This is a genomic window from Roseovarius sp. PS-C2 (assembly GCF_018862045.1).
Taxonomy (GTDB): Bacteria; Pseudomonadota; Alphaproteobacteria; order Rhodobacterales; family Rhodobacteraceae; genus Roseovarius.
Genome location: NZ_JAHKSQ010000003.1, coordinates 368,506 through 391,344 on the forward strand (window position 1 = coordinate 368,506; position 22,839 = coordinate 391,344).

Consider the following 22,839-nt stretch of genomic DNA (forward strand, 5'->3'; position numbering starts at 1 on the left):
GGTCCGTCCCTGTTGCGTTGGACCAAGGCTAGGTCGCGAAACCCCCGTCACGCAAGGATTTTCGCGCCCGCATCAAAAGCCCCGGCGCTCATAGGCGTCCAGCGCACGGGCGCGCCCCTCCTTCACGCCGACCACCGGATCGGGATAGTCATCCCTCGCGCTCAACCCCCAGCTGCGCGGGATCGCGTCGAAATAGGACAGCGCGGTTTCGCTCGGCTGACGATACGTTTCGGCGATCCAGCGCCGCCGGTAGACGCCCTCGGGGTCGAACTTTTCGGCCTGCGTTTCGGGGTTGAACACCCGGAAATAGGGCGTCGCATCCGGCCCCGACCCGGCGCACCACTGCCAGCCCATCGCGTTGCTGGCCGGGTCCCAGTCGGTCAGGCAATCCTCGAACCACGCCTGCCCGATCCGCCAGTGGCACAGCAAATGCCTGGTCAGGTAGCTGGCCACGATCATCCGCGCTCGGTTGTGCATCCGCCCGGTGACATACATCTCGCGCATCGCCGCATCGACAAAGGGAATGCCGGTGCGCCCCTGTTTCCAAGCGATCGCATGTGGATGGTCCTCATCCTCGTTCCACGGAAACGCCGCCCATTCCTCGCGCCAGTTGTCGCTGACGATGCGCGGCGTGTGCCATGCCAGATGATAGGCGAACTCGCGCCAGACCAGTTCTTTCAGCCATGTCTCGGCCCCCGCCTTGCCCTCGTCCATCGCGCGCAGCCCCGCATACCAGCACCGCCGGACCGAGATTTCCCCAAGCGCAAGGTTCTCCGACAGCCCCGAGGTGCCCTCGACCCCCGGCATATCGCGCTGCTCCCTGTAGGGGGCAATCGCCGCGCCCGTGAAGGCACCCAGACGCCCCTGCGCCGCCTCTTCCCCCACGCGCTGCCAGGGCAGGCACACATTGGCCCCCCGGTTCATGGCGCGGCCCAACCGCCAGTCCTCCAGCGCGTCGCTCACAGGCCACGCCTCCGGCGCCGGGATACGCGCGGGCGCAGGCTTGGGCGCGGGAACGCCGCGCTCGCGCACCGCCGTCCAGAACGGCGTATAGACCTTGTAAAACCCGCCGGTCTTTGTCTCCACGCGCCACGGCTCGAACAGCAAATGCCCGACATGGCTCACCGCCTCCAGCCCATCGGCTTTCAGCCCCGCCTTCACCCCGGTATCGCGCGCGACGCTGTCGGGATCGTAGGCGCGCGACCAGTGCACCGCCCCTGCCCCGGTCTCGGCCACCAGATCGCGCAGCACCTGCAACGCATCGCCCCGACGCAGGATCAGGCGGCTGCCCGCCGCCTCCAGCCGCTTGCCCAGATCGGCCAGCGACAGGCCCAACCGCCATTTCGGCGCGGCACCCAGCCCTTCGCCCAGCGGATCGAGGATGAAGACCGGCACCACAGGCCCGCCGCGCGCAATCGCCGCCATCAGCGCGGGATGATCGCTCAGCCGCAGATCGCGCCGCAGCCACAGGATCGTCGCCTTACCGTCACCCATATCCGCCCCTTCGGTCATCCAAGCATGTTACGGCCTGTCACCGGGACTGGATCAAAGAATGTCGTCCAGCGCATTCAGAAGCTTGTCGATCTCCTCGCGCCGGGTGTAATGCACGAAGCTCAGCCGCAGCACACCCAACTCCCGGTCGATCCCCAACGCCTTGAGCGGGCGCACCGCGTAAAAATCGCCGCCCCCCGCCATGATCCCGCGGTCCGCCAGGTCCGCCGCCGCCAGGGCCGCTGGACGGTTCAGCGCCACGGCCACCGTCGGCGCGCGTTGCGCCGCCACGTCCGGGCCCAGCAAGCGCACCGCATTGCGCCCTTTCAGATGATCCAGAAGAGGCTGCAACAGCTCCTCCTCATGGGCGCGCATCAGGTCATGCACCCCCTGCCCGCGCTCGGACGCATCGCCGCCGATCCCGTGATGCGCGGCCAGCGCATCGAAATAGTCGGCCATGCCCGCACTGGCCGCCACCTGCGCATGATCCGGCCCCGCCGGGGTGAACCGCTTGTATAAAACATCGCCATTGAAGAAATGCGCCTGATTGGGCAACAGATTGCCCAATTCGCGCCGGATCACCATGATCCCCTGATGCGGTCCATAGGTCTTGTAGGTGGAAAACAGGTAGATATCCGGCCCCATGCCGCCCACATCCGGCAGGCCATGCGGCGCATAGCTCACGCCATCCACGCAAACGAACGCCCCCGCCGCATGGGCTGCGGCGGTGATCCCGACCACAGGGTTGATTGCGCCGATCACGTTGGAACAATGCGGAAAACAGACCAGCCGCACCTTGTCGTCCAGCAGCGCCTCAAGATCTTCCAGCCGCAACAGCCCGCTTTCCGGGTCGATCCGCCATTCGCGGATCTCGATCCCCTCATCGGCCAGACGCCGCCACGGCCCCGAATTGGCCTCGTGATCCTGATCGGTGACGATGATCGCCTCGCCGGGGCTCATCCACTGGCGAAAGGCCTGCGCCAGAACATAGGTGTTCTGCGTGGTCGAGGGGCCGAAACTCACCTCGTCGGTCGCGACCCCCATCAACGCCGCCAGCCGGGCGCGCGCCTCGTCCATCTCCTCGCCCGCCAGGCGGCTGGCCTCGTAGGGGCCATAGGGCTGCACCTTGCGCTGGCGGTAATACCGCTCCAGCCGCGCGATCACCGGCGCACAGGTATAAGACCCGCCCGCATTCTCGAAAAACGCCTGATCCTGCAATGTCGGCTCGTCGAAGGCGGGGAATTGCGCCCGCACGAAATCAATATCGAGTGTCATGGTCCCTCCTGCCGGTCCGGGCCCACTGAAATGCAAAAGGCTCCGGGGAACAAGCCCCGGAGCCCTTTCATTCGTCTATGGCGGCGTTTACCGCTTTTCCGAGGCCAGCCCGCGCCAGATGGCATAGCACATGACCAGCAGAACCAGCGTGAACGGCAGCCCAGTCGAGATCACCGCCGACTGGAGCGACGCCAGCCCGCCCCCGATCAGCAGCACGATCGCCACCGCGCCCTCGAAGATGCACCAGAACACGCGCTGCGCCACCGGGGCGTCCACCTTGCCGCCTGCGGTGATCGTGTCGATCACCAGCGACCCGGAGTCCGACGAGGTGACAAAGAACACCACCACCAGGACGATCCCGATCACCGAGGTGATGGTCGCCAGCGGCAGTTGCGACAGCATGTAGAACAGTTTGAGTTCCAGCGCCGCGTTCTTCGCCCCTTCATAGCCGTCCGCCACCACCTGGTTCAGCGCGGTGCCTCCAAAGACGGTCATCCACAGCACGCAGACCAGCGTCGGGATCAGCAGCACGCAGATGATGAACTCGCGCACGGTGCGGCCACGGCTGACGCGGGCGATGAACATGCCCACGAAGGGCGACCAGCTGATCCACCACGCCCAGTAGAACGCCGTCCAGCCCTGGCTGAAGTTCACGTCTTCGCGTCCGAACGGATTGGACAGCGCGAAAAGGTTCTGGAAATAGGCCCAGAGACTGTCGAAGAACAGCGTGATCAGAAAGATCGGCCCGCCGACAAGGAACACGAACACCAGCAGCAGCGCCGCCAGCCCCATGTTGATCTCCGATAGCACCTTCACACCGCCATCGAGGCCACGCACCACCGAGACCAACGCCACCGCGGTGATTCCCGAAATCAGGATGACCAGCAGCAGCGGATTGTTCGCAACGCCGCTTTCCTCACTGTTGCCATAGGTGATCCCCATGAAGGCGCGCGTGCCCTCGGCCGCATCGCCGCTGCCGAACAGGTAGGTCAGCCCCGAGGCCGTCTGCTCGGCCCCGAAGCCCAGCGAGGTCGCCAGACCGAACAGTGTGGCGAACACCGCCAGCGTGTCGATGATATGGCCGGTCCAGCCCCAGACACGCTCGCCGAAAATCGGATAGAACGCCGACCGCAGCGTCAGCGGCAGGCCCTTGTTGAAGGAAAACAGCGCCAGCGCCAGCGCCACGACCGCATAGATCGCCCAGGGGTGCAGCCCCCAGTGAAAGATCGTCGCCGCCATGCCAAGGCGTTGCGCCGCGGCCTCATCGCCGCCAGCCGCCCCCAACGGGGCCCAGTCCGTGCGCAGACCCTCCTCCACGGAGGTGCCACCCAGCGAACTCGAGAAATGGCTCATCGGTTCCGAAACCCCGAAGAACAACAGCCCGATGCCCATCCCGGCGGCGAACAGCATCGCGAACCAGCCGATATAGCTGTAATCGGGGGTCGCTTCGGCCCCGCCCAGACGCACGCTGCCATAAGGCGTGACGATCAGCAAAAGGCAGAAAATCACAAAGATGTTCGCAGCGCCGAGGAAGAACCAGTCAAACCCCTTGGTCACCGCCGAGAACATCCAGCTGAAGGCACTGCTGGCCTGATCCGGCAAGGCCAGCGCGTAGAACACGAAGGCGACGATGGACAGCCCCGAGATCAGAAAAACGGGATTGTGAATATCCAGCCCGAAAGGCCCGATTTTCGCTTCGATATTGTCCTGACCGATCTCGTAATCGGTGTCGATCAGGTCCGAATGCCCTTCCGGGGCAGGGATTCCCTGATTCGTTGTATCATCTGACATGTATGTCCCCTCTATACTGCAATTCAGGCCGAGAATTCCGGCGCGTTCCTGTCGGGGAAGCCCCGCCTTTGAACGCGCTCCGGGCGATGCCCGTTGCTCCCTGGTGTTTCCGGATCGCCGCAAACAAGCGTCCGAACTCCCTTATTTTATGACGAGAAGGCGTGCCGCCCTGTTCGCTCTCATTGCCCGAGCGTAACAAGCGGCCTTCCGAAAAAGCAACCAATTGCGGCTTCTTTTTGTGTGAATACGACCTGCGTGACAATTTGCGGCCTTCAACCAAACCGCGAATCATCCGCGCGGGCGCATCCCCGGTTGACGGATTCGCGCCGGCGCGCGCGCCCTAGCCGTACCGCCCGCCGCGCTGCAAAACCTCGATCTGATAGCCATCGGGATCGGCAACGAAAAAGAATGTCGCGATCACCGCGCCGCCCGGAGCGAACTCGACAATCTTGCGCGGGGCCAGCCCCTCGGCCTCGAACCGCGCATGTTCGGCGGCCAGATCGTCCACCGAAAACGCCAGATGCCCATAGCCATCGCCCAGGTCATAGGGTTCGCTGCGCCCCTTGTTCACCGTCAGTTCCAGCTCGAACCCGGTTTCGCCGTTGCTGAGGTAGACCAGCGTGAAATCGTCGAAATCCAGCCGCTCGGCCACCTCGAGCCCAAAAGCCCTGCGGTAGAACGCGACCGACCGCGCCTCGTCCAGAACGCGGATCATGCTGTGAATCGCCTTGGCCATGCGATGCCTCCTTGCCTGTGCTCGGTTTCAGCGCCGCAGATCGAACCACCCCGGCGCCCACCCTCGCGGCATACGCCCTTTGGCTCCGGGTGCAAACAGCTCGCGGGGCAAACACGAAACACCTGAGCACCACACCGGCCCCATGCCCGGCCCGGTCTACAAGGTGCCCCTCACTCCCACTCCATCTGTTCATAGGTCGTCTGCGCATTGCGCCCGGCGAGGCTCTCGAACTGCTCCAGATAGCTCCAGCGCGCCTGGTCGACCTCCGGGGCCTCCATGATATCCCCGCCTTCGTCGATCAACGCACCGATCCTGCCCCGCAGGTTCACCAGATAGTCATAACTATCCGCTGTGGCAGTCTCCAATGTCGTCGGGCCGCCATGCCCCGGCACCACATGGGCGGGCGCAAAGGCCGCCATCGCCCCGAACGCCTCGATCCAGCTTTTGACGTTCGATTGCCCGCCCACGCCAAGGATGCGCTCGACATAGACGATATCGCCGGTGAACATCACATCCCGCTCCGCCAGCCAGACGAAACTGTCCCCCGGAGTATGCGCCGCCCCGCGATGCATGATCTCGAAGCTCATACCGCCGACCTCCAGCAGATGATCGCTCCCGAAGGTCACATCGGCATAGGACGGCTCGGTTCCTTCCAGCCCCTCGCCGATCAGTTGCGACAGCCCGGTCATCTGCATCGAGCCCCGGTCCTTGTGGTCCGCCACCGCCGCGTCCGAGGCGATCACCACCGCCCCCTGCGCCTGCCAATAGCCATTGCCGAGCCAGCGATGATCCTGCCCGCCCGTGTCGATCACATGGGTCACGGGCAGATCGGTGATCGTGTCGATCGCCGTGTCGATCATTTCGGCCCCCTTCCACGATCCGCCCGGATCAATCAGGACCACGCCATCGCGCGTGACCACCACCCCGAAAGTGGCGTTGTTGCCCAGATTCTCCGGGTCGCGCTGCACCTTCGGCCCGACCAGCGCCCAGACATCATCGGTCACGGGCTCTACCGCCAGCACATCGGCGAAAGCCGCCTGCGGCAGGAGCAATGCAATGACCGCAAAAACGTGATGTTTCATAATGGGCCCTCCTCCGGTCGGCCTGTTGCTGGCCGCCAACAAATGCGAAATACCGCATATATGCAACCCACCCGCGCCGCGCGCCACCGCTGCGCCTGCCCCGGCAGAGGTTGGCGGCACAGATGTGACATTGCCCGAACCGCCCATCGCCAATCCGCGGAATGGCGATCAAACGGTCCTTCAGCACAGTTTATGCCGGCCAAATCCGAATTATGCTGGCCAAATCCGAAAGAGATCAAAGTGGCGCACCATCCTCACCCAATCGCCAGCCCATACGGGCGGTCTGGCGATGCGCGGCAGCCTTCGGCGCTGTTCCGCGTGAGAGGAAAGACCTTTACGATTCCAATCCAGACAACAGCCGGACATGGTGCCGATGGCCGGTATGCAGGACGGAGCGAACATTGCCTTGCCCGGACTCAAGGCGCGCCTTGCGCGCCGCCGGGCATCGCCCGACCGCCCACCGGGCGGGCGATCCTGCATCGGTAGCCCGCGAACCACCGTTGGATGTGACCTCACCATAAATCACCATCGAAAGACCGTCGGTCGCCCACCCGCGGCCGGGCAATGCCCGGCGCACAAAGTCGTCGTCGGGCTCAATCCGGATATCTTCCCCATCATCCGGCCTCACCCCGTACTTCCATCCATTTCACCTCGCTCGTGCACGGCCTTCATGCTTCGCGCCGACATCCCGGTCATGACACGAACTGATTAACCGGGCGTTACCCCAATGCGCACCGGTCTCCGCAATCGTCCTCACCCGCCCGGTTTGCGCCCCTGATGGACGCAAATGTCCGAACACCCCCCGATTTTCGTACGAAACCCGCGTACACATCGTACAAAACGTACGAAACTCTCCCCTTTGCAAATCGCGCGCGGCTCCCTATATTCACCCTGTTCCCTCGGGGACTATGGACATAAACGCGCTCGTAATAAGCGGATCGGACCCGGGGGCGGTACCCGGCGGCTCCACCAAAAAAACCTTTCGTTGGAGGGGGTTAGGGGGCCGAAACAGGATCGACGAACGTCTAAAGGTGTTAGCTTTGTCCCGGTGAGATACCACCGTTATCGGTTCGCTAAAGCATAATTGCCAACGACAATCGTGCTCCGGTCGCCGTTGCTGCGTAAGCAGTAACAAGACCGAAATCTTAAGCCCAGCCCTCTAGCAAGGTCTGGCGGGGTTCGCAGGCACCTGGCAACAGAAGCCTGCACTTCACCTTAAAAACCGCCTTCAACCAATTGAATTCATGATATTTTCATGACACGCGCCATGCGTGGTGAAAACGCTTGAAATACATGGCGCGCACTGTATCACCGCTATATGCGCCCCGATCTTGTTAACCTTTTCCGCGTTTTCGCCCGCATCGGCCTGCTGTCCTTCGGCGGCCCCGCCGCGCAGATCGCCCTGATGCATACGGAACTGGTAGAACGCCACAAGTGGCTGGAAGAAAAGCATTTTCTGGGCGCGCTGTCGTTCTGCATGCTGCTTCCCGGCCCCGAGGCCATGCAACTCGCCACCTACGCCGGCTGGCGCCTTCGTGGTGTTCCCGGCGGCCTGATCGCGGGCCTTCTGTTTGTCCTGCCCGGCGCAGTGGTGATCCTCGGGTTGGCGTTGGGCTATGCCCATTACGGGCAAGTCCCTGTTATTCAAGCGTTTTTTACCGGCATCAAGGCGGCGGTGATCGTCATCGTCCTGCAGGCATTGCTGTCCCTCGCCCGCCGCGCCCTGACCCGCCGTGCCGATTGGGCGCTCGCCCTCCTGGCCTTTGCCGCCATGTTCTTCCTGTCGCTCCCCTTCCCCCTGATCATCGCCGCCGCCGCCCTCACCGGCCTGCTGCTGGCACCGCCTGCAGGCGCTCCTTCGGCCCCTCTCCCCACCCATCGGACCCCGCCCCGAACCCTGCGCACCATCGCCATCTGGTCCTCTCTCTGGGCTGCACCGGTCCTGATCGCGTGGCTCATGAATGCACGCTTTCTCACTGATATTGCACTGTTTTTCTCGAAACTCGCCATCGTGACCTTCGGCGGAGCCTATGCCGTCCTAGCCTATATGACCCAGGCCGTGGTCGAGACCCACGGCTGGCTCAGCACCGCACAGATGATCGACGCACTGGGCCTTGCCGAAACCACCCCCGGCCCCCTGATCCTCGTGACCGAGTTCGTCGGTCTGCTCGCCGGGTTTCAACAGGGTGGCACCGCACTCGCCCTTATGGCGGGCGCCATGACGCTCTGGGTCACCTTTACACCTTGTTTTCTATGGATTTTCACCGGCGCCCCCTATGTCGACGCCTTGCTGGCCCGCCCCCGCCTCAAAGGCGCGCTGGCCGGGATTTCGGCAGCGGTCACCGGCGTCATCCTGAACCTGTCGATCTGGTTCGCGCTCCATGTTCTGTTCGGCACCGTCACACGCGGGGACTTCGGACCCACACCGCAACTCGACAGCTTCCAGCCCCTCAGCGCCGCATTGACCGTGCTGGCCGGTGTTTTGCTGCTATGGTTGCGTTTGCCAATGACTGTTGGCCTCGCCCTGATGGCCGCCGCGGCCGGAGTCGTGCATCTTGTCACTTGACGCCTCTTTCGTTTTGGATTGAATCCCCTATGCTGCGGCTCAGGAGGACAGCACAACCCATGTCTGCTTCGATTGATTACGGAAAACTGATGCACCACGCCATGCGCGGTCTGATCCGTCAGGTGCTGTGCGATGTTCGCGATCACGGTCTGCCCGGCGCGCATCATTTCTTCATCACTTTCGATACCACCCATCCGGACGCGCAACTGGCCGATTGGCTGCGCGAACGCTACCCCTCCGAGATGACGGTTGTGATGCAGCACTGGTTCGACAATCTGGAGGTCACCGACGAAGGGTTTTCCGTCACGCTGAATTTCGGGGACGCGCCCGAGCCGCTTTATATTCCCTATGACGCGATCCAGACCTTTGTCGATCCGTCCGTGGAATTCGGCCTGCGCTTCGAATCTCCGGACGAAGATGCGCCGCACGACCCCGACCCCGATCACGAGCCCTCCACCGATGGCGCGGACGACACCGGCGCGGACGGTGAGGAGCATCACGATGCCGAGGTCGTCAGCCTCGACAGTTTCCGCAAATAGCGCTTCCATCTGCGTGAAGTTTTCTTGAAGATTTCGTCGCACGACTTGTCCGTCGCGCGGCAACGGCTATGCCTTTCCCGACACGACAGCGAGCGCGGAGGGAGAACATGGCAAGTGGTTTAGGATTGTTCCTGGGCGAGGTCCTGCGCCACCCTACCGAGGTCGTCGCGATAGCGCCCTCCTCCGCCGCCGTTGCCCGACGCATGACGGACGGCCTTGACGGCATCACCGGCCCGGTGGTCGAGATCGGCCCCGGAACCGGCAGTTTTACCCGTGCGATCCTCGCCCGCGGCGTCGCCCCCGAGCAACTGACCCTGATGGAAACCAACGCCCGGTTCTGCGACAGCCTCGAACGACAATTTCCGGGCGTGCGGGTTCTCAACCGTCCCGCGCAAGAGATCGACCAGATCGGACTTGAAGGGATTTCCGCGGTGATTTCCGGTGTTCCCGTGCTGGCCCGCCCCACCATTCAGCGCGAAGTGGTCGGGCGCGCATTTAACGTCATGGCCCCCGAGGGGTTCTTCAGCCAGATCACCTACAGCCCCAATGCGCCGATTGCCTCGCCAATGCAGCGCGAACTGGGTTTGCGCGCCACAAAACGCGCCACGGTCTGGGTCAATCTGCCACCCGCCCGCGTATTTGTGTTCCATCGTATACATCATTGATCTTTCCGCTCTATCCGATAAGAGAAAACAACCTTTCGCGATGGAGTACAGATCATGACCGCCACCCGCACAGAGACCGACAGTTTCGGCCCCCTCGAGGTTCCCGCCGACAAATACTGGGGCGCACAGACACAGCGCTCGTTGATGAACTTTCCCATCGGCTGGGAAAAGCAGCCCGTCGCCATCGTGCGCGCCCTTGGCGTCATCAAGAAGGCCTGCGCACAGGCCAACAAGGCCAATGGGGACCTCGACCCGAAACTGGCCGACGCCATCGTTCAGGCTGCGGGCGAGGTGATCGAAGGCAAGTTCGACGACAACTTTCCGCTGGTCGTCTGGCAGACCGGGTCGGGCACGCAGTCAAACATGAACTCGAACGAGGTGATCGCCAACCGCGCCATCGAAATCCTCGGCGGTCAGATCGGCAGCAAGGATCCGGTTCACCCCAACGATCACTGCAACATGGGTCAATCCTCGAACGATACCTTCCCGACCGCCATGCATATCGCCACCGCGATGAGCGTGCGTGACGTTCTGCTGCCCGGCCTTGAAAAGCTGCTCAAGGGGCTCGAAGCCAAGGCCGAGGAATTCAAGGACATCATCAAGATCGGGCGTACCCACACGCAGGATGCCACGCCGCTGACGCTGGGACAGGAATTTTCCGGCTATGCACAGCAGGTCCGTCAGGGCATCGAGCGCATCAAGGCCGCCCTGCCCGGCATCTACGAACTGGCACAGGGCGGCACCGCCGTGGGCACCGGGCTGAACACCAAAAAGGGATGGGGCGAACAGGTGGCCGCCAACATGGCCGAAATCACCGGCCTGCCCTTCGTGACCGCGCCCAACAAGTTCGAATCGCTCGCAGCCCATGACGCCATGGTGTTCATGTCCGGCGCAGTCGCGACGGTGGCCGGGTCCTGCTACAAGATCGCCAATGACATCCGTTTCCTGGGCTCCGGCCCCCGTTCGGGCCTGGGCGAGTTGATCCTGCCGGAAAACGAACCGGGATCGTCCATCATGCCGGGCAAGGTCAATCCGACGCAGGCCGAGGCGCTGACACAGGTTGCCGCCCACGTCATGGGCAATGACGCCGCGATCAAGTTCGCCGGCAGCCAGGGCCATTTCGAGTTGAACGTCTACAACCCGATGATGTCCTACAACCTGCTGCAATCCATCCAGCTTCTGGGCGATGCCGCCGACAGCTTTACCGAGCGTATGCTGAACGGCATTCAGGCCAACGAGGACCGGATCGAGAAACTGATGCGCGAATCCCTGATGCTGGTCACGGCACTGGCGCCTGAAATCGGCTATGACAATGCCACCAAAGTCGCCAAGACCGCGCACAAGAACGGCACCACGCTCAAGGAAGAGGCGATCGCGCTCGGGTTCGTGGACGAGGACACCTTTGATCGCGTTGTGCGCCCCGAACAGATGATCGGCCCCAAGGGCTGAGGGGGCGGATTTGAACGGCACTCATCAGGGCGGTCCAGTGGGCCGCCCTTTTTCATCTGCTGGACGAACGGCGAAACCGGTATATGGTTAACTCCATGAACAATGTCATCAACCTGAACCAGTTCCGCAAACAAAAGGCGCGGGCCGAAAAACGCGCAAAGGCCGATGAAAACGCCGTACAGCATGGGCGCAGCAAGGCCGACAAGGCGCTCGACACCGCGCGCGCCGAAAAATCCCGGCAAGACCACGAGGCGCACAAGCGCGACGACGAATGAAACACCCGGTGCCTTCGTCTGTGCCAAGATACTCCGTGGGACTCGCCGCGCGCGGCGACAGGGGCCGTGCCCCCGCCACGTCATGACAGGACGGCCGGTCAAACACTCGCTCACCCTGCGTGGGCATCGCACCAGCGTGTCGCTCGAAGACGAGTTCTGGCAGGCCTTCCGCGACATTGCGCAGCAGCGCGGCCAGCCGCTCAATGCCCTGGCCGCCGAAATCGACGCCGAGCGAGGCGTGGATATCGGCCTCGCCTCGGCGATCCGGCTGTTCGTGCTGCGCCACTATCGCGATCGGGTGAATTGAAGCCCTCAGACCTTGCGCGCGACGATGAACCGGCTGGGCGGTTTGGCCGGATAGTTCCCCGTTTCCAGTATCTCGAACCCTTGCGCACGGATCGCCTTTTCCAGATCCGTGATGTCGAGAAATTTCACTGGGGGCGCCTTGCCGATCATCTGCAGCCCCGCGATCAACGCCCGGAAATGCCAGGCATTGCGCCCGAGACAAACCGTTTTCGAAATGAACACCCCACCGGGCTGCAACAACGCGCGCACGCGCCTGATCGTGGCCTCCATATCGTCCAGCAGGTGCAACAGGTTAAACGCCAGAACCGCATCGAATGTCCCCGGCGCGAATGCATCGCAAAACGCATCGGCCTGCCGGAATTCGACATTCGCACCGGGATGATCGGCCAGCTTTTCACGTGCGATGGCCACCATCTCGGATGAAATATCGGCGGCGGTCAGATGCGCAACCGCCGGCGCGAGCTTGAGCGCCGTGGTGCCCGTTCCGCAGCCCAGTTCCAATACCTTGTCGTCTTCGCCCAGATAGCTGCGCGTCAGCGCCAGTGTCGTTTCATAGGCGGCTTCATCCCGCACAGGGCGCGCGGCGTAGCGGCGCGCGACGCCGTCCCAGAACGTCCTGCCTGTCATGGCAATGTCTCCTTGTTTCGGGATGCCAACGCCATCTCCGTGCCGGATCAGGCCGGTTTACGATCTGCCGGAGCCTGCCCCATCAACGCATCCTCCTGACCGGCCTCACAGATGAGCCGATACAGATGCCATGTCGCGTGGCCCAACAATGGCAAGACTATAAACAGCCCCAGAAACCCCGGTATCAGCGCGACAAAAGTGACCACGGCAATGAACACGCCCCAGGCGAGCATCGGAACCGGATTGGCCAGAACCGTCTGAAAACTGGTGATCATCGCGGTCACGAAATCCACTTCGCGATCCAGAAGCAGCGGCAACGCCACCACCGTGATCATATAGAGCAACAGCGCAAACCCCGCCCCCACCGTCGTGCCCACGGCAAGCATCGTCAGCCCCTCCTGTGTCAGGTAGACGTCGAACGAGCTTGAAATATTGGTCATCGTCGAAAAACCCAAGAACAATGCGAAAATCATGTGCGCCAGAAAGAACCAGAACAGGAACATGATGATGATCACCGCGCTGATCGACGGCAGTTGCCGCCGCCGCTGATGTGCGATGACGCCGAAGACCGCGCCGGGTTCCAGCGGCAACCCTTGTTCCAGCCGGTGACTGACCTCATACAAACCCACGGCCGCAAAAGGCCCGAACAACGGAAATCCGACCGCAGCGAAGATCAGCCAGTAACTTTGCCCGGTGATCCATGTGATCCAGACCATGATCCAGCCGATCACCACATAGACCCCACCGAAGATTAGGGCATATCCGGGGGCGCGTTTTATGTCGGTCCACCCGCGGCGCAGTGCCTCTTTCAGCATATCGAACGTCACCATGCCCAATTCGGGCACGCCAAGCGGCTTGCTCTCCTCCATCACCATCGCTCGGTTTCCTCCCTGTTGAGGGAAGACTAACCAAGCAACGGCCATGCGCAAAGACAGAATTCCGCTTCCGATCCGGCAAGGCAGGCGCGAAAGGCCGGGGCTCAGTCCTCGCCCTGTGCCTCGGCACGGGATTTGCCGCTGACATTCATCGCCAGCGTAGCCGCCATGAACTGATCCAGATCGCCGTCCAGTACGCCCTTGGTGTCGCTGGTTTCGACGCCGGTGCGCAAATCCTTGACCATCTGATAGGGCTGCAGCACGTAGGACCGGATCTGGTTGCCCCAGCCCGCATCGCCCTTGGCCTCGTGCGCTTCGTTGATGGCCTCGTTGCGCTTGTCCAGTTCCAGTTGGTACAGCCGCGATTTCAACGCCTTCATGGCGATATCACGGTTCTGGTGCTGGGATTTTTCGGAACTGGTCACGACGATCCCCGTGGGATGGTGGGTGATCCGCACCGCCGAATCCGTCTTGTTGACGTGCTGCCCCCCCGCACCGGAACTGCGGTAGGTATCGATACGAATATCGCTGGGGTTCACCTCGATTTCGATATTGTCGTCGACCACGGGATAAACCCAGACCGAACAGAACGACGTGTGCCGCTTGGCCGCCGAATCGAAGGGGGAAATGCGCACCAGGCGATGCACGCCGCTTTCGGATTTCAGCCAGCCATAGGCGTTGTGCCCGCTGATCTTGTAGGCGGCGGATTTGATCCCGGCCTCGTCCCCCGAGGTTTCGGATTGCAACTCGACCGTATAGCCATGCTGTTCGGCCCAACGCACATACATGCGCGCCAGCATCGACGCCCAGTCACAGCTTTCGGTGCCACCCGCCCCCGCGTTGATTTCAAGGAAGGTATCGTTGGCATCCGCTTCGCCGTTCAGCAGCGCCTCCAGCTCCTTGGCAGCGGCTTTCTTGGCCAGCGCCTTGAGCGTTTCCTCGGCATCGGTGACAACATCCTGATCGTCTTCCATCTCGCCCAGTTCGATCAACTCGACATTGTCGGTCATGTCCTGCTGAATCGAATCGTGGGTTTCGATGGCGTCGACAAGGCTCTGCCGGTCGCGCATGAGTTTTTGCGCCTTGGCCGGATCGTCCCACAGGTTGGGGTCCTCGACCCGCGCATTGAATTCCTCGAGCCGGTGCCTGGCGGTTTCCCAGCCCATCCGCTGGCGCAACAGCTCCAGCGAATTCTCGATTTCGGAAACAACGGTCTGGATTTCGGCGCGCATCTGCATGTCCTTGGTCTGCTCAGATGCGGGTGATACCGCAGCGCGCGATGCCGGGCAAGATGCCGTGCACCGGGCGCGAAACGGTATCCGGGTCAGCCCGTTGTCCGAGGAGCAGGCCCTAGTACAAACCGCCCGAACTCAGGCTGCCAAAGCTGGCCTTGCCCCCGACCTTGGCCTTGCGTCCGGTCGAGGTGGTCACCTCTCTGACCTGTTCGGTCTCGCCGCGCTGGAACAACTCCAGATCGGTGCCCATCGCAAAACCACCCGTCACGTTGAAGCCAAAGACCGGCTCTTCCCCGTCGCGGAAATACTCGGCCACCACGAAATCGCCCTGCGCATCGTCGGCCAGACGTGCACCTGTGAAACGGTCGATCTTGAGGAAATGCCCACCCGGCGGCACCTTGAACGGCCCGCCGCCGTATTTCTTGATCGCCTCCGACATGAACTCCTGAAATACTGGACCACACATCGACGATCCATAGGCGCCACGCCCCAGACCCCGCGGTTGGTCATAGCCGATATAACACCCGGCAGCGATATTGCTGGTGAATCCCACAAACCACACGTCACGCGCATCGTTGGTGGTGCCGGTCTTGCCCGCCACGGGCACCGGCAGATTGATCGCACCGCTGGCCGTGCCGCGATCCACCACGCCTTTCATCATCGACGTTAGCTGATAAGCGGTGATCGCATCCATAACCTGTTCGCGGTCCGATACGATGCGCGGCCCCCGCGTTTGCGGTATGCCGGGATCATCGCAATCTACGCAGTTGCGCGGATCGTGCGAATAGACGGTCTTGCCGTAACGGTCCTGCACCCGGTCCACAAGCGTAGGTTCGACCCGCTCCCCACCATTGGCGAACATCGCATAGGCCGCCACCATGTTATAGAGCGTGGTTTCCTCGGACCCCAGAGAATTGGCCAGAAACTGCCCCATGTCCTCATAGACACCGAACCGCTCCGCGTAATGGGCGACCACATCCATCCCGACCTCCTGGGCCAGACGAATGGTCATCAGGTTCCGCGATTGTTCGATCCCCGTGCGCAACGGCGTCGGGCCGTAGAACTTGTTGGACGAATTGCGCGGCCGCCAGATACCCTGCGGCGTGTCGATTTCGATCGGGGCATCGACCACGATTGTCGCGGGGCTGTATCCGCTGTCCAGTGCGGCGGCGTAAACGAAGGGTTTGAAGCTCGACCCCGGCTGACGTTTTGCCTGGGTGGCGCGGTTGAACACCGAATGCTGATAGGAAAACCCGCCCTGCATCGCCAGAACGCGGCCCGTATTCACATCCATCGCGACGAAACCGCCCTGCACCTCAGGCACCTGCCGAAGCGTCCAGCGGATGAACTCCCCGCTGTCGTCCTCGGTCATCTTGCGCACGAGCACGACCTCGCCCCGCTCGAAGGTTTCCTGAAAATTGCCCGGCAGCCATGCGATATCGTTGCGCGGCACCACATGCGGCACGTTTTCGTCCGGCGCAACGCCTTCGATGCCAAGGCGCATCTGCTGATCCTCGATCTCGAGGATCACCGCAGGATACCATATTCCATCCAGTTCGACGTCACGCGGCACCGCAGCTTCGGACAGGGCCTTGCGCCATGCCTCTTCGCTCTCCAGCGCCTCTTCGGGCAGCACCACGCCCGTTCCCCGCCAGCGGCCACGGCCCCGGTCATAAATCTCCAACTGCCGGCGTAGCCCCTGCGCCGCCTCGACCTGCATTTCAGGGTCGATCGTGGCGCGCACGCTCAGACCGCCGCTAAAGAATTCGCCCTCCCCGAAATCCTGGCTCAGCTGGCGGCGGATTTCATCGGTGAAGTAATCGCGCGGGGGCAATCCGGCGCTGAACGGTTCGAAATCACCGTTCTGGACCGATCGCAGCGGCTGCGCCACCTCGGTTTCATAGGTCGCCTGATCGATATACCCGTTTTCGTGCATTTCTTTCAGCACGAAATCGCGCCGTTTCAACAACCGCTCATGATCGCGCACCGGATGGTAATCCGACGGTGCCTTGGGCATCGACGCCAGCATCGCCGCCTCATGCGGCGCAAGTTCACGCAGCGACTTGTTGAAATAGGTCTGGGCGGCAGCTGTGACACCATAGGAGTTCTGCCCGAGGAAAATCTCATTCAGATAGAGTTCAAGGATCTTGTCCTTGCTCAGTGTTTCCTCGATCCGGGTGGCAAGGATGATTTCCTTGATCTTGCGCTCAATCCGCCGATCCCCCGACAGCAGGAAATTCTTCATCACCTGCTGGGTGATCGTGGACGCCCCGCGCACATTCTGCCCGCGCGACCGAACCGCCTCGACCATCGCCGCCGCGATACCGCGCGCGTCATACCCGCCATGAGTATAGAAATTCTTGTCCTCGGCGCTGATGAAGGCCTGCTTCACCAGATCGGGAATGTCCCCGGCAGGTGTGAACAACCGGCGCTCACGCGAGAATTCGTCGATGATCCGCCCTTCGCCGGAATAGATGCGGCTGATCGTCGGAGGCGTGTAATTGGCCAGCGACTCGTGACTCGGCAAGTCCTGACCATAGATATGGAAAACCGCCGCGATACTCAGCGCGACCAGCATCAGCCCCAGCGTCAGAAGGCTGAAGATCGTTCCGAAAAATGTTCCAAATGCCCTGAGCACATCAGCCCCCGCTCGGTTTCACAGCTTCATATAGGCATCCCCGGCAGGCCCGTCAAAACACATCTTGGCCCGCCACGCGCCACCGGCATGTCACTGCCGCACAAGATCGGCCGTCGCCGCATCCGCAATCCGCCAGGCGGCCAGCGCATCGCGCAACGCCGCTGCCATTTTCGCGCGCCATGCCGGGTCGGACAGGTTCTTCAGATCGCGAGGGCTGGACAAAAACCCAAGCTCCAGCAGCACCGACGGGATGTCCGAAGATTTCAGCACCGAAAACCCCGCATGCCGCAACGGGCGCGAATGCAGCGGCAAACCGTAATCCTTCAACCCCAGACGGATCGCCCCGGCCAGCCGCTCGGCCCTCGGCTGCGTTTCAAGGCGCGCCAGATCCATCAGCACGTCCGCCACCACGTCGTCCTTCCCGCTCAGGTCCACCCCGGCCAGCATATCGGCCCGGTTGTGCCGCTCGGCCAGCGCGGCACTGGCCTTGTCGCTGGCGCTGTCTGACAGGGTGTAAACCGTCGCGCCATGCGCCCGGCCCTCGCTCAGTGCGTCGGCATGCAGTGAAATGAACACATCCGCCCGCATCCGGTGGGCCAGCGCAACCCGCCGCTCCAGCGAAACAAAGCTGTCATCCTCGCGCGTCAGCGCCACCTCGAATCCATCGGCGCGCAGCAAAACCTCTTTCAACTCGCGTGCGAAGGTCAGCATCATGTCTTTCTCGGCAATACCCGCCACCTCGGCACCGGGGTCGATCCCTCCGTGGCCAGGGTCCAGCACGACAACCAGCGGAGCCTCGCCCCTCTGCCGGGGTCGCCTCTCTGCCTTCAGGCCCCGGCCCGGAGCATCCCATCCCGGCAAAGCGGGCGCCCCGGCGGCAGCCGCAAAATCCTCGCCCGACACGGGCACCAGATCCATATCCAGTTGTGCGCGCCCCGTTTCGGCATCGACAGTCAATCCCACACCAACAGGCGACAAGGGCTCGGACAGGTCCAGCACCATTCGCGACCAGCCGGGGCGAAACCCGCCCACACGCACCGCCGACACCTTGCCGCTGCGGTCCAGTGCCGCGGCCTCGACACCCTGCCAGTCCACCTCGCGGAAATCCAGCACCAGACGCGCCGGATCGGCCAGAGTGAACACCCGGTAAGGGACACCCTGACTCAGGCTCAGCGCGATCCGCACGCCGTTGCCACTGTCCTCGATCACACTTGCTGCCGGGTCCAACCGTGCCAGGCCGCTGAAATCACGTTCCTGCGCCCCCGCAATCCCGGACCACATCGCCAGCATCGCGGCCAAAATCATCCTGATCATACTGCTCATCCGCCGTTCATCCGGTCTGTTGCTCGACAGGGTACACTACCGGCGCAACGCTTGCATAGCCCCGCCCTTCTCCTGCCCGAAAATATCCTGGGGGTGAGGCCGAAGGCCGAGGGGGCAAAGCCCCCTTGCCCCGTCAGATAACGCCGCGCGCCTTCATGAAACGCGCCAGCCGGTCCAGCCCCTCTTGGATATCCGCCGTGGCGCGGGCATAGGAAAACCGGATCGTCCCGCCGCCGCGCACCGGATCGAAATCCAGCCCCGGCGTCACCGCCACCCCCGCCTTTTCCAGAATTTCGGCGGCGAAGGCACGGCTGTTATCGGTGATATGGCTGACGTCGGCGTAGACATAAAAGGCTCCGTCAGGCGGCGCGATCCGGTCGAATCCGGCCTCGGGCAAACCCTCCAGCATCAGCGCACGATTGGCGCGGTAGACCTCCATGTTGGCCTGCAACTCCTCATGGCAGTCCATCGCGGCCAGGGCCGCGACCTGGCTTGCGTGTGGCGGGCAGATGAACAGGTTCTGCGCCAGCCTCTCAACCACACGCACATGATCTTCGGGCACCACCATCCAGCCCACACGCCAGCCGGTCATGCTGAAATATTTGGAAAACGAGTTGATCACATAGGCCTCATCGCTGATCTCCAGCGCACTCACCGCCTTGGCCTCGTATTCGATGCCGTGATAAATCTCGTCGCTGATGAAGCTGGCCCCCTGCGCTGCCGTGGCCTCCATCAGCGCCGCCAGATCGTCACGGCCCAGCATGGTCCCCGACGGGTTGGCCGGGCTCGCCACCAGAAGCCCCTGCAAATCGCGCCCCTCCAGATCGCCAGAGACAGGTTGCAGGCGGTTTTCCGCTGCCGTTTCGATATCGACTGGCACAAGGTCCAGCGCCCGCAGGATCTGGCGGTAACTGGGATAGCCCGGAGCCCCGATGCCAACCCGGTCCCCGGCATCGAACAGTGCAGTAAACGCAAGGATGAACCCACCCGAACTGCCCGGCGTTATCACCACGCGCTCGGGGTTCAGGTCCAGATCGTACCATTCTCCGTACAGTTTCGCGATCCGCGCCCGCAGCGCCGGCAGGCCAAGCGCCACCGTATAACCCATCGGCTGATCGTCCATCGCCTGTGCCAATGCGGCACGCGCGCCCTTTGGAGCCGGAGTGCCCGGCTGGCCAACCTCCATGTGGATGATATGACGCCCGGCCTCTTCGGCGCGGCGCGCGGCCTCCATCACATCCATCACAATAAAGGGATCGACCCCGGATCGGGTTGAGTTCCGCATCGCTTTCTTCCTAGACTGCCCGTGATACGCCCCGTTTCGCCCGGAAAAAGGCCTGCCGTCAATGCAAGTTCTTCGCCTTCTCGTGATCAGTGCGCTGATTGGGCTGACCCTGTCCAGCCCGGCACGCGCGCTGTCGCTGCTGCGCGATCCCGATATCGAATACGCGCTGAAGCAACTGGCCGCACCTCTTCTCAAGGCAGCGGGTCTCAGCCCGACACGCGTCGATATCCTCGTGATCGACGACCGCAGCCTGAACGCTTTCGTGGTCGATCGCGAACATATCTTCATCCATTCCGGCCTGTTGCTGAAGATGGAAACGGCGTCGATGCTGCAGGCGGTGATCGCACACGAGGCGGCCCATATCGCCAACGGCCACCTGATGCGTCGCACGGTCAACCTGCGCACCGCGCGCACTGCCGCCGGACTGGGGGCTGCTCTGGCCGCGGCTGCGGCCGTTGCGGCGGGCGCGGGCGAAGCCGCAGGCGCTGCTGCCATCGGGGCCAGCAACTCGGCGATGCGCATGTTCATGTCCCATACCCGCGCCGAAGAAAACGCCGCCGATCAGTCAGGCCTGCGCTTCATGGCCCAATCCGGGGTCGATCCGCAGGGCGCGGTCGAAGTCATGGATATCTTCCGCGGGCAAGAGGCGCTCAGCCGCTACCGCCAGGACCCTTACGCACGTACGCACCCCCTGTCCGCCGACCGCTTCCGCGTGGTGCGCCGGCTGGCTGCAGGGTACGCGGGCAACACCCGCGACAATCCGGAAGCGAATTATTGGTTCGCGCGCGCCAAGAGCAAACTGTCGGCCTTTCAGCGCGCACCCAAATGGACGCTCAACCGCGCCGGAGAATTCGGCTATGCCGACGTCAAGCTGATGCGCCAGGCGGTCGCCTATCACCGCCTCTCGCAAACCTCCAAGGCGGTCCGAACCATCGACCAGGCCATCGCGCAGCGCCCGAACGATCCGTTCCTGCTGGAACTCAAGGGCCAGATCCTGATGGAATCGCGCAATTTCGGGGCCGCCGCCGCCGCTTATGGCCATGCCGTCAACATGGCGCCGAACAACGCGCTGATCCTCGGCTCCTATGGCCGTGCGCTCATGGCGCAGGGACAAACCGGCAAGGCTCAGACATATCTCGAAAAAGCCCGCTCGCTGGATGGCCGTGACGCCCGCGTGATGCGCGATCTGGCCGCCGCCTATGCCCGGCAGGGCAACAAGGGCATGGCCTCGCTCGTTACCGCAGAACGCTACGCCATGACCGGGCGGCTGGAAGATGCCGGACTGCACGCGCAGCGTGCTTCTGATCTGTTGCCGCGCGGCTCCACCGGCTGGCGCCGCGCACAGGATGTGTTATCTGCGGCCAAAGCCGCTGAAAAGAAACGGAGATGACTGAATGAAATTCGCCCCCCTTGCCGCGCTGGCCCTTGGCGCCACCCTGGCCATGCCCGCACAGGCGCTGGACCTGACCTCGATGACCGACGCCGAGCGCGAGGCCTTCCATGCGGAAATCCGCAATTACCTGATGGAAAACCCGCAGGTGATCATGGAAGCGGTCGCCGTGCTGGAGCAACGCCAGCAGGAACAACAGGCGCAAGACGACATCGCCCTGGTAAAGAACAATTCCGAGGCGCTGTTCAACGACGCCTCCTCGTGGGTCGGCGGCAATCCCGATGGCGACATCACGCTTGTGGAGTTTCTCGATTACCGCTGCGGCTATTGCAAACGCGCCTTCCCCGAAGTCGAAAGCCTTGTGGAAACCGATGGCAACATACGCGTGGTCGTCAAGGAGTTCCCGATACTCGGCGAACAATCCCTGCTGGCCGCGCAATTCGCGATTGCCACGCTGCAAACGGCAGGGGATGAGGCCTACAAGCAGGTGCACGATGCGCTGATGACCTTCAACGGCGACATCTCCGAACCCGCGCTGCGCCGCGTGGCCGAAGGTTTCGGCATCGACACGGATGCGATCATGGCCCATATGGACAGTGACGAGGTCGCCGGGGTCATCGCCGCCAACCACGCGCTTGGCCAGCGCATGAACATCACCGGCACACCCACCTTCGTCATGGATGAACAGATGTTGCGCGGTTACGTTCCGCTGGACGTGATGCAACAAATCGCCGCCGAGGTCCGCAAGGACAGCTGATGGGCTTGCTAAATCGCATGACATGGGGCCTGCCGATTGCGGCGGGCCTCGGTGCACTGATGGTCGCCCCCGCCGGGGCCGAGACGGATTTCACCGATCTCACCCCGACAGAACGCGCCATTCTGCACAACGAACTGCGCGAGGTCCTGCTCAGCGTTCCACAATTGCTGCCCGATGCGCCCGCACCGCAGATCGACCCTTACAAGGATGCCGTCGCCGATGACCTGACCCGGTTATCCGAGCGCGAAGAGGCGCTTTACGGCGCGCATTTACCCGGCTTTGGCCCGCCCGATGCAGCGCTGACCATTGCGCTGTTTACGGCCCCCGACTGCCCGGAATGTGACCGGGCACAGGCCGATCTGCGCATTTTGGCCAAAACCCACGACCTGCGCGTCACATTGATCGACATCACCGAACAGGCCGATCTGGCCCGCGCATTGGAGCTGGACATGGCCCCGTCCTATGTGCTGCCCGACATGATGTTGCGCGGGCATATCCCGCCCATCGTTCTGGAACGCTATCTCAGCCGATAGG

The 22,839-nt window shown here is 62.8% G+C and carries 20 protein-coding genes and 1 other RNA gene; 10 read left to right on the forward strand and 11 right to left on the reverse strand.

All coding sequences use genetic code 11. The features are described from left to right. Positions 1–72: 72 nt before the first annotated feature. The 5 genes from KPG71_RS07755 to KPG71_RS07775 form a co-directional block, all read right to left on the reverse strand. On the reverse strand, positions 73–1,494 hold the full coding sequence (locus KPG71_RS07755; protein ID WP_216337522.1) for a deoxyribodipyrimidine photo-lyase: 1,422 nt from the start codon (positions 1,492–1,494) through the stop codon (positions 73–75). A 51-nt stretch (positions 1,495–1,545) separates the two neighbouring features. Beyond that, positions 1,546–2,766, reverse strand: a complete 1,221-nt coding sequence (locus KPG71_RS07760; protein WP_216337523.1) for an aminotransferase class V-fold PLP-dependent enzyme — start codon at positions 2,764–2,766, stop codon at positions 1,546–1,548. Between the two features lie 87 nt (positions 2,767–2,853). Continuing rightward, positions 2,854–4,557 carry a BCCT family transporter gene (locus tag KPG71_RS07765; RefSeq protein WP_216337524.1) on the reverse strand — a complete coding sequence of 568 codons (1,704 nt, stop codon included), beginning with the start codon at positions 4,555–4,557 and terminating at the stop codon, positions 2,854–2,856. Positions 4,558–4,897: 340 nt separating this feature from the next. Continuing rightward, positions 4,898–5,293, reverse strand: a complete 396-nt coding sequence (locus KPG71_RS07770) for a VOC family protein (protein WP_216337525.1) — start codon at positions 5,291–5,293, stop codon at positions 4,898–4,900. Positions 5,294–5,463: 170 nt separating this feature from the next. Further along, the gene (locus tag KPG71_RS07775) at positions 5,464–6,375 is read right to left on the reverse strand and encodes an MBL fold metallo-hydrolase (RefSeq protein ID WP_216337526.1); all 912 of its coding nucleotides are present in this window, start codon (positions 6,373–6,375) and stop codon (positions 5,464–5,466) included. Positions 6,376–7,229: 854 nt separating this feature from the next. On the opposite strand from KPG71_RS07775, the gene ssrA reads away from it, so the two are divergent. The 7 genes from ssrA (at position 7,230) to KPG71_RS07810 (ending at position 12,176) form a co-directional block, all read left to right on the forward strand. After that, positions 7,230–7,585: a transfer-messenger RNA gene (ssrA, locus tag KPG71_RS07780) on the forward strand. 108 nt (positions 7,586–7,693) lie between these two features. Continuing rightward, positions 7,694–8,941 (forward strand): chromate efflux transporter, encoded by a 1,248-nt coding sequence (chrA, locus tag KPG71_RS07785; RefSeq protein WP_216337527.1) that lies wholly within the window; start codon positions 7,694–7,696, stop codon positions 8,939–8,941. A gap of 59 nt (positions 8,942–9,000) precedes the next feature. Beyond that, positions 9,001–9,480, forward strand: coding sequence for an SspB family protein (locus tag KPG71_RS07790; RefSeq protein WP_216337528.1), 480 nt, complete (start codon positions 9,001–9,003; stop codon positions 9,478–9,480). Positions 9,481–9,587: 107 nt separating this feature from the next. Next, a complete protein-coding gene (locus KPG71_RS07795; RefSeq protein ID WP_216337529.1) occupies positions 9,588–10,145 on the forward strand; it encodes a class I SAM-dependent methyltransferase in 558 nt (185 codons plus the stop codon). A gap of 54 nt (positions 10,146–10,199) precedes the next feature. After that, a complete protein-coding gene (fumC, locus tag KPG71_RS07800; protein WP_216337530.1) occupies positions 10,200–11,594 on the forward strand; it encodes a class II fumarate hydratase in 1,395 nt (464 codons plus the stop codon). A 95-nt stretch (positions 11,595–11,689) separates the two neighbouring features. Continuing rightward, positions 11,690–11,869 (forward strand): DUF4169 family protein, encoded by a 180-nt coding sequence (locus KPG71_RS07805; RefSeq protein WP_073032005.1) that lies wholly within the window; start codon positions 11,690–11,692, stop codon positions 11,867–11,869. An 82-nt stretch (positions 11,870–11,951) separates the two neighbouring features. Beyond that, complete coding sequence (locus tag KPG71_RS07810; RefSeq protein WP_216337531.1) at positions 11,952–12,176, forward strand: ribbon-helix-helix domain-containing protein; 225 nt, start codon at positions 11,952–11,954, stop codon at positions 12,174–12,176. 5 nt (positions 12,177–12,181) lie between these two features. On the opposite strand, the gene KPG71_RS07815 is transcribed toward KPG71_RS07810, so the two are convergent. From KPG71_RS07815 to KPG71_RS07840, 6 genes are all read right to left on the reverse strand, one after another. Then, positions 12,182–12,802: a class I SAM-dependent methyltransferase gene (locus tag KPG71_RS07815; protein ID WP_216337532.1), complete on the reverse strand. Its 621-nt coding sequence runs from the start codon at positions 12,800–12,802 to the stop codon at positions 12,182–12,184. Positions 12,803–12,849: 47 nt separating this feature from the next. Next, positions 12,850–13,671, reverse strand: coding sequence for a DUF2189 domain-containing protein (locus KPG71_RS07820; RefSeq protein WP_216337616.1), 822 nt, complete (start codon positions 13,669–13,671; stop codon positions 12,850–12,852). A gap of 110 nt (positions 13,672–13,781) precedes the next feature. Beyond that, complete coding sequence (gene prfB / locus KPG71_RS07825) at positions 13,782–14,909, reverse strand: peptide chain release factor 2 (RefSeq protein WP_216337533.1); 1,128 nt, start codon at positions 14,907–14,909, stop codon at positions 13,782–13,784. Between the two features lie 118 nt (positions 14,910–15,027). Then, positions 15,028–17,550 carry a PBP1A family penicillin-binding protein gene (locus KPG71_RS07830; RefSeq protein ID WP_216337534.1) on the reverse strand — a complete coding sequence of 841 codons (2,523 nt, stop codon included), beginning with the start codon at positions 17,548–17,550 and terminating at the stop codon, positions 15,028–15,030. A 90-nt stretch (positions 17,551–17,640) separates the two neighbouring features. Continuing rightward, positions 17,641–18,855: an N-acetylmuramoyl-L-alanine amidase gene (locus KPG71_RS07835; protein ID WP_216337617.1), complete on the reverse strand. Its 1,215-nt coding sequence runs from the start codon at positions 18,853–18,855 to the stop codon at positions 17,641–17,643. A 151-nt stretch (positions 18,856–19,006) separates the two neighbouring features. Continuing rightward, positions 19,007–20,158 (reverse strand): pyridoxal phosphate-dependent aminotransferase, encoded by a 1,152-nt coding sequence (locus KPG71_RS07840; protein WP_216337535.1) that lies wholly within the window; start codon positions 20,156–20,158, stop codon positions 19,007–19,009. Between the two features lie 61 nt (positions 20,159–20,219). Here KPG71_RS07840 and KPG71_RS07845 point away from each other — a divergent pair, with 61 nt between their 5' ends. The 3 genes from KPG71_RS07845 to KPG71_RS07855 are packed head-to-tail and all read left to right on the forward strand — an operon-like array spanning position 20,220 to position 22,838. Next, positions 20,220–21,548, forward strand: a complete 1,329-nt coding sequence (locus KPG71_RS07845; RefSeq protein WP_216337536.1) for a M48 family metalloprotease — start codon at positions 20,220–20,222, stop codon at positions 21,546–21,548. A gap of 4 nt (positions 21,549–21,552) precedes the next feature. After that, complete coding sequence (locus KPG71_RS07850) at positions 21,553–22,305, forward strand: DsbA family protein (protein WP_216337537.1); 753 nt, start codon at positions 21,553–21,555, stop codon at positions 22,303–22,305. After that, on the forward strand, positions 22,305–22,838 hold the full coding sequence (locus KPG71_RS07855) for a glutaredoxin family protein (RefSeq protein ID WP_216337538.1): 534 nt from the start codon (positions 22,305–22,307) through the stop codon (positions 22,836–22,838). The genes KPG71_RS07850 and KPG71_RS07855 overlap by 1 nt, the downstream gene beginning before the upstream one ends. Position 22,839: the final 1 nt, after the last annotated feature.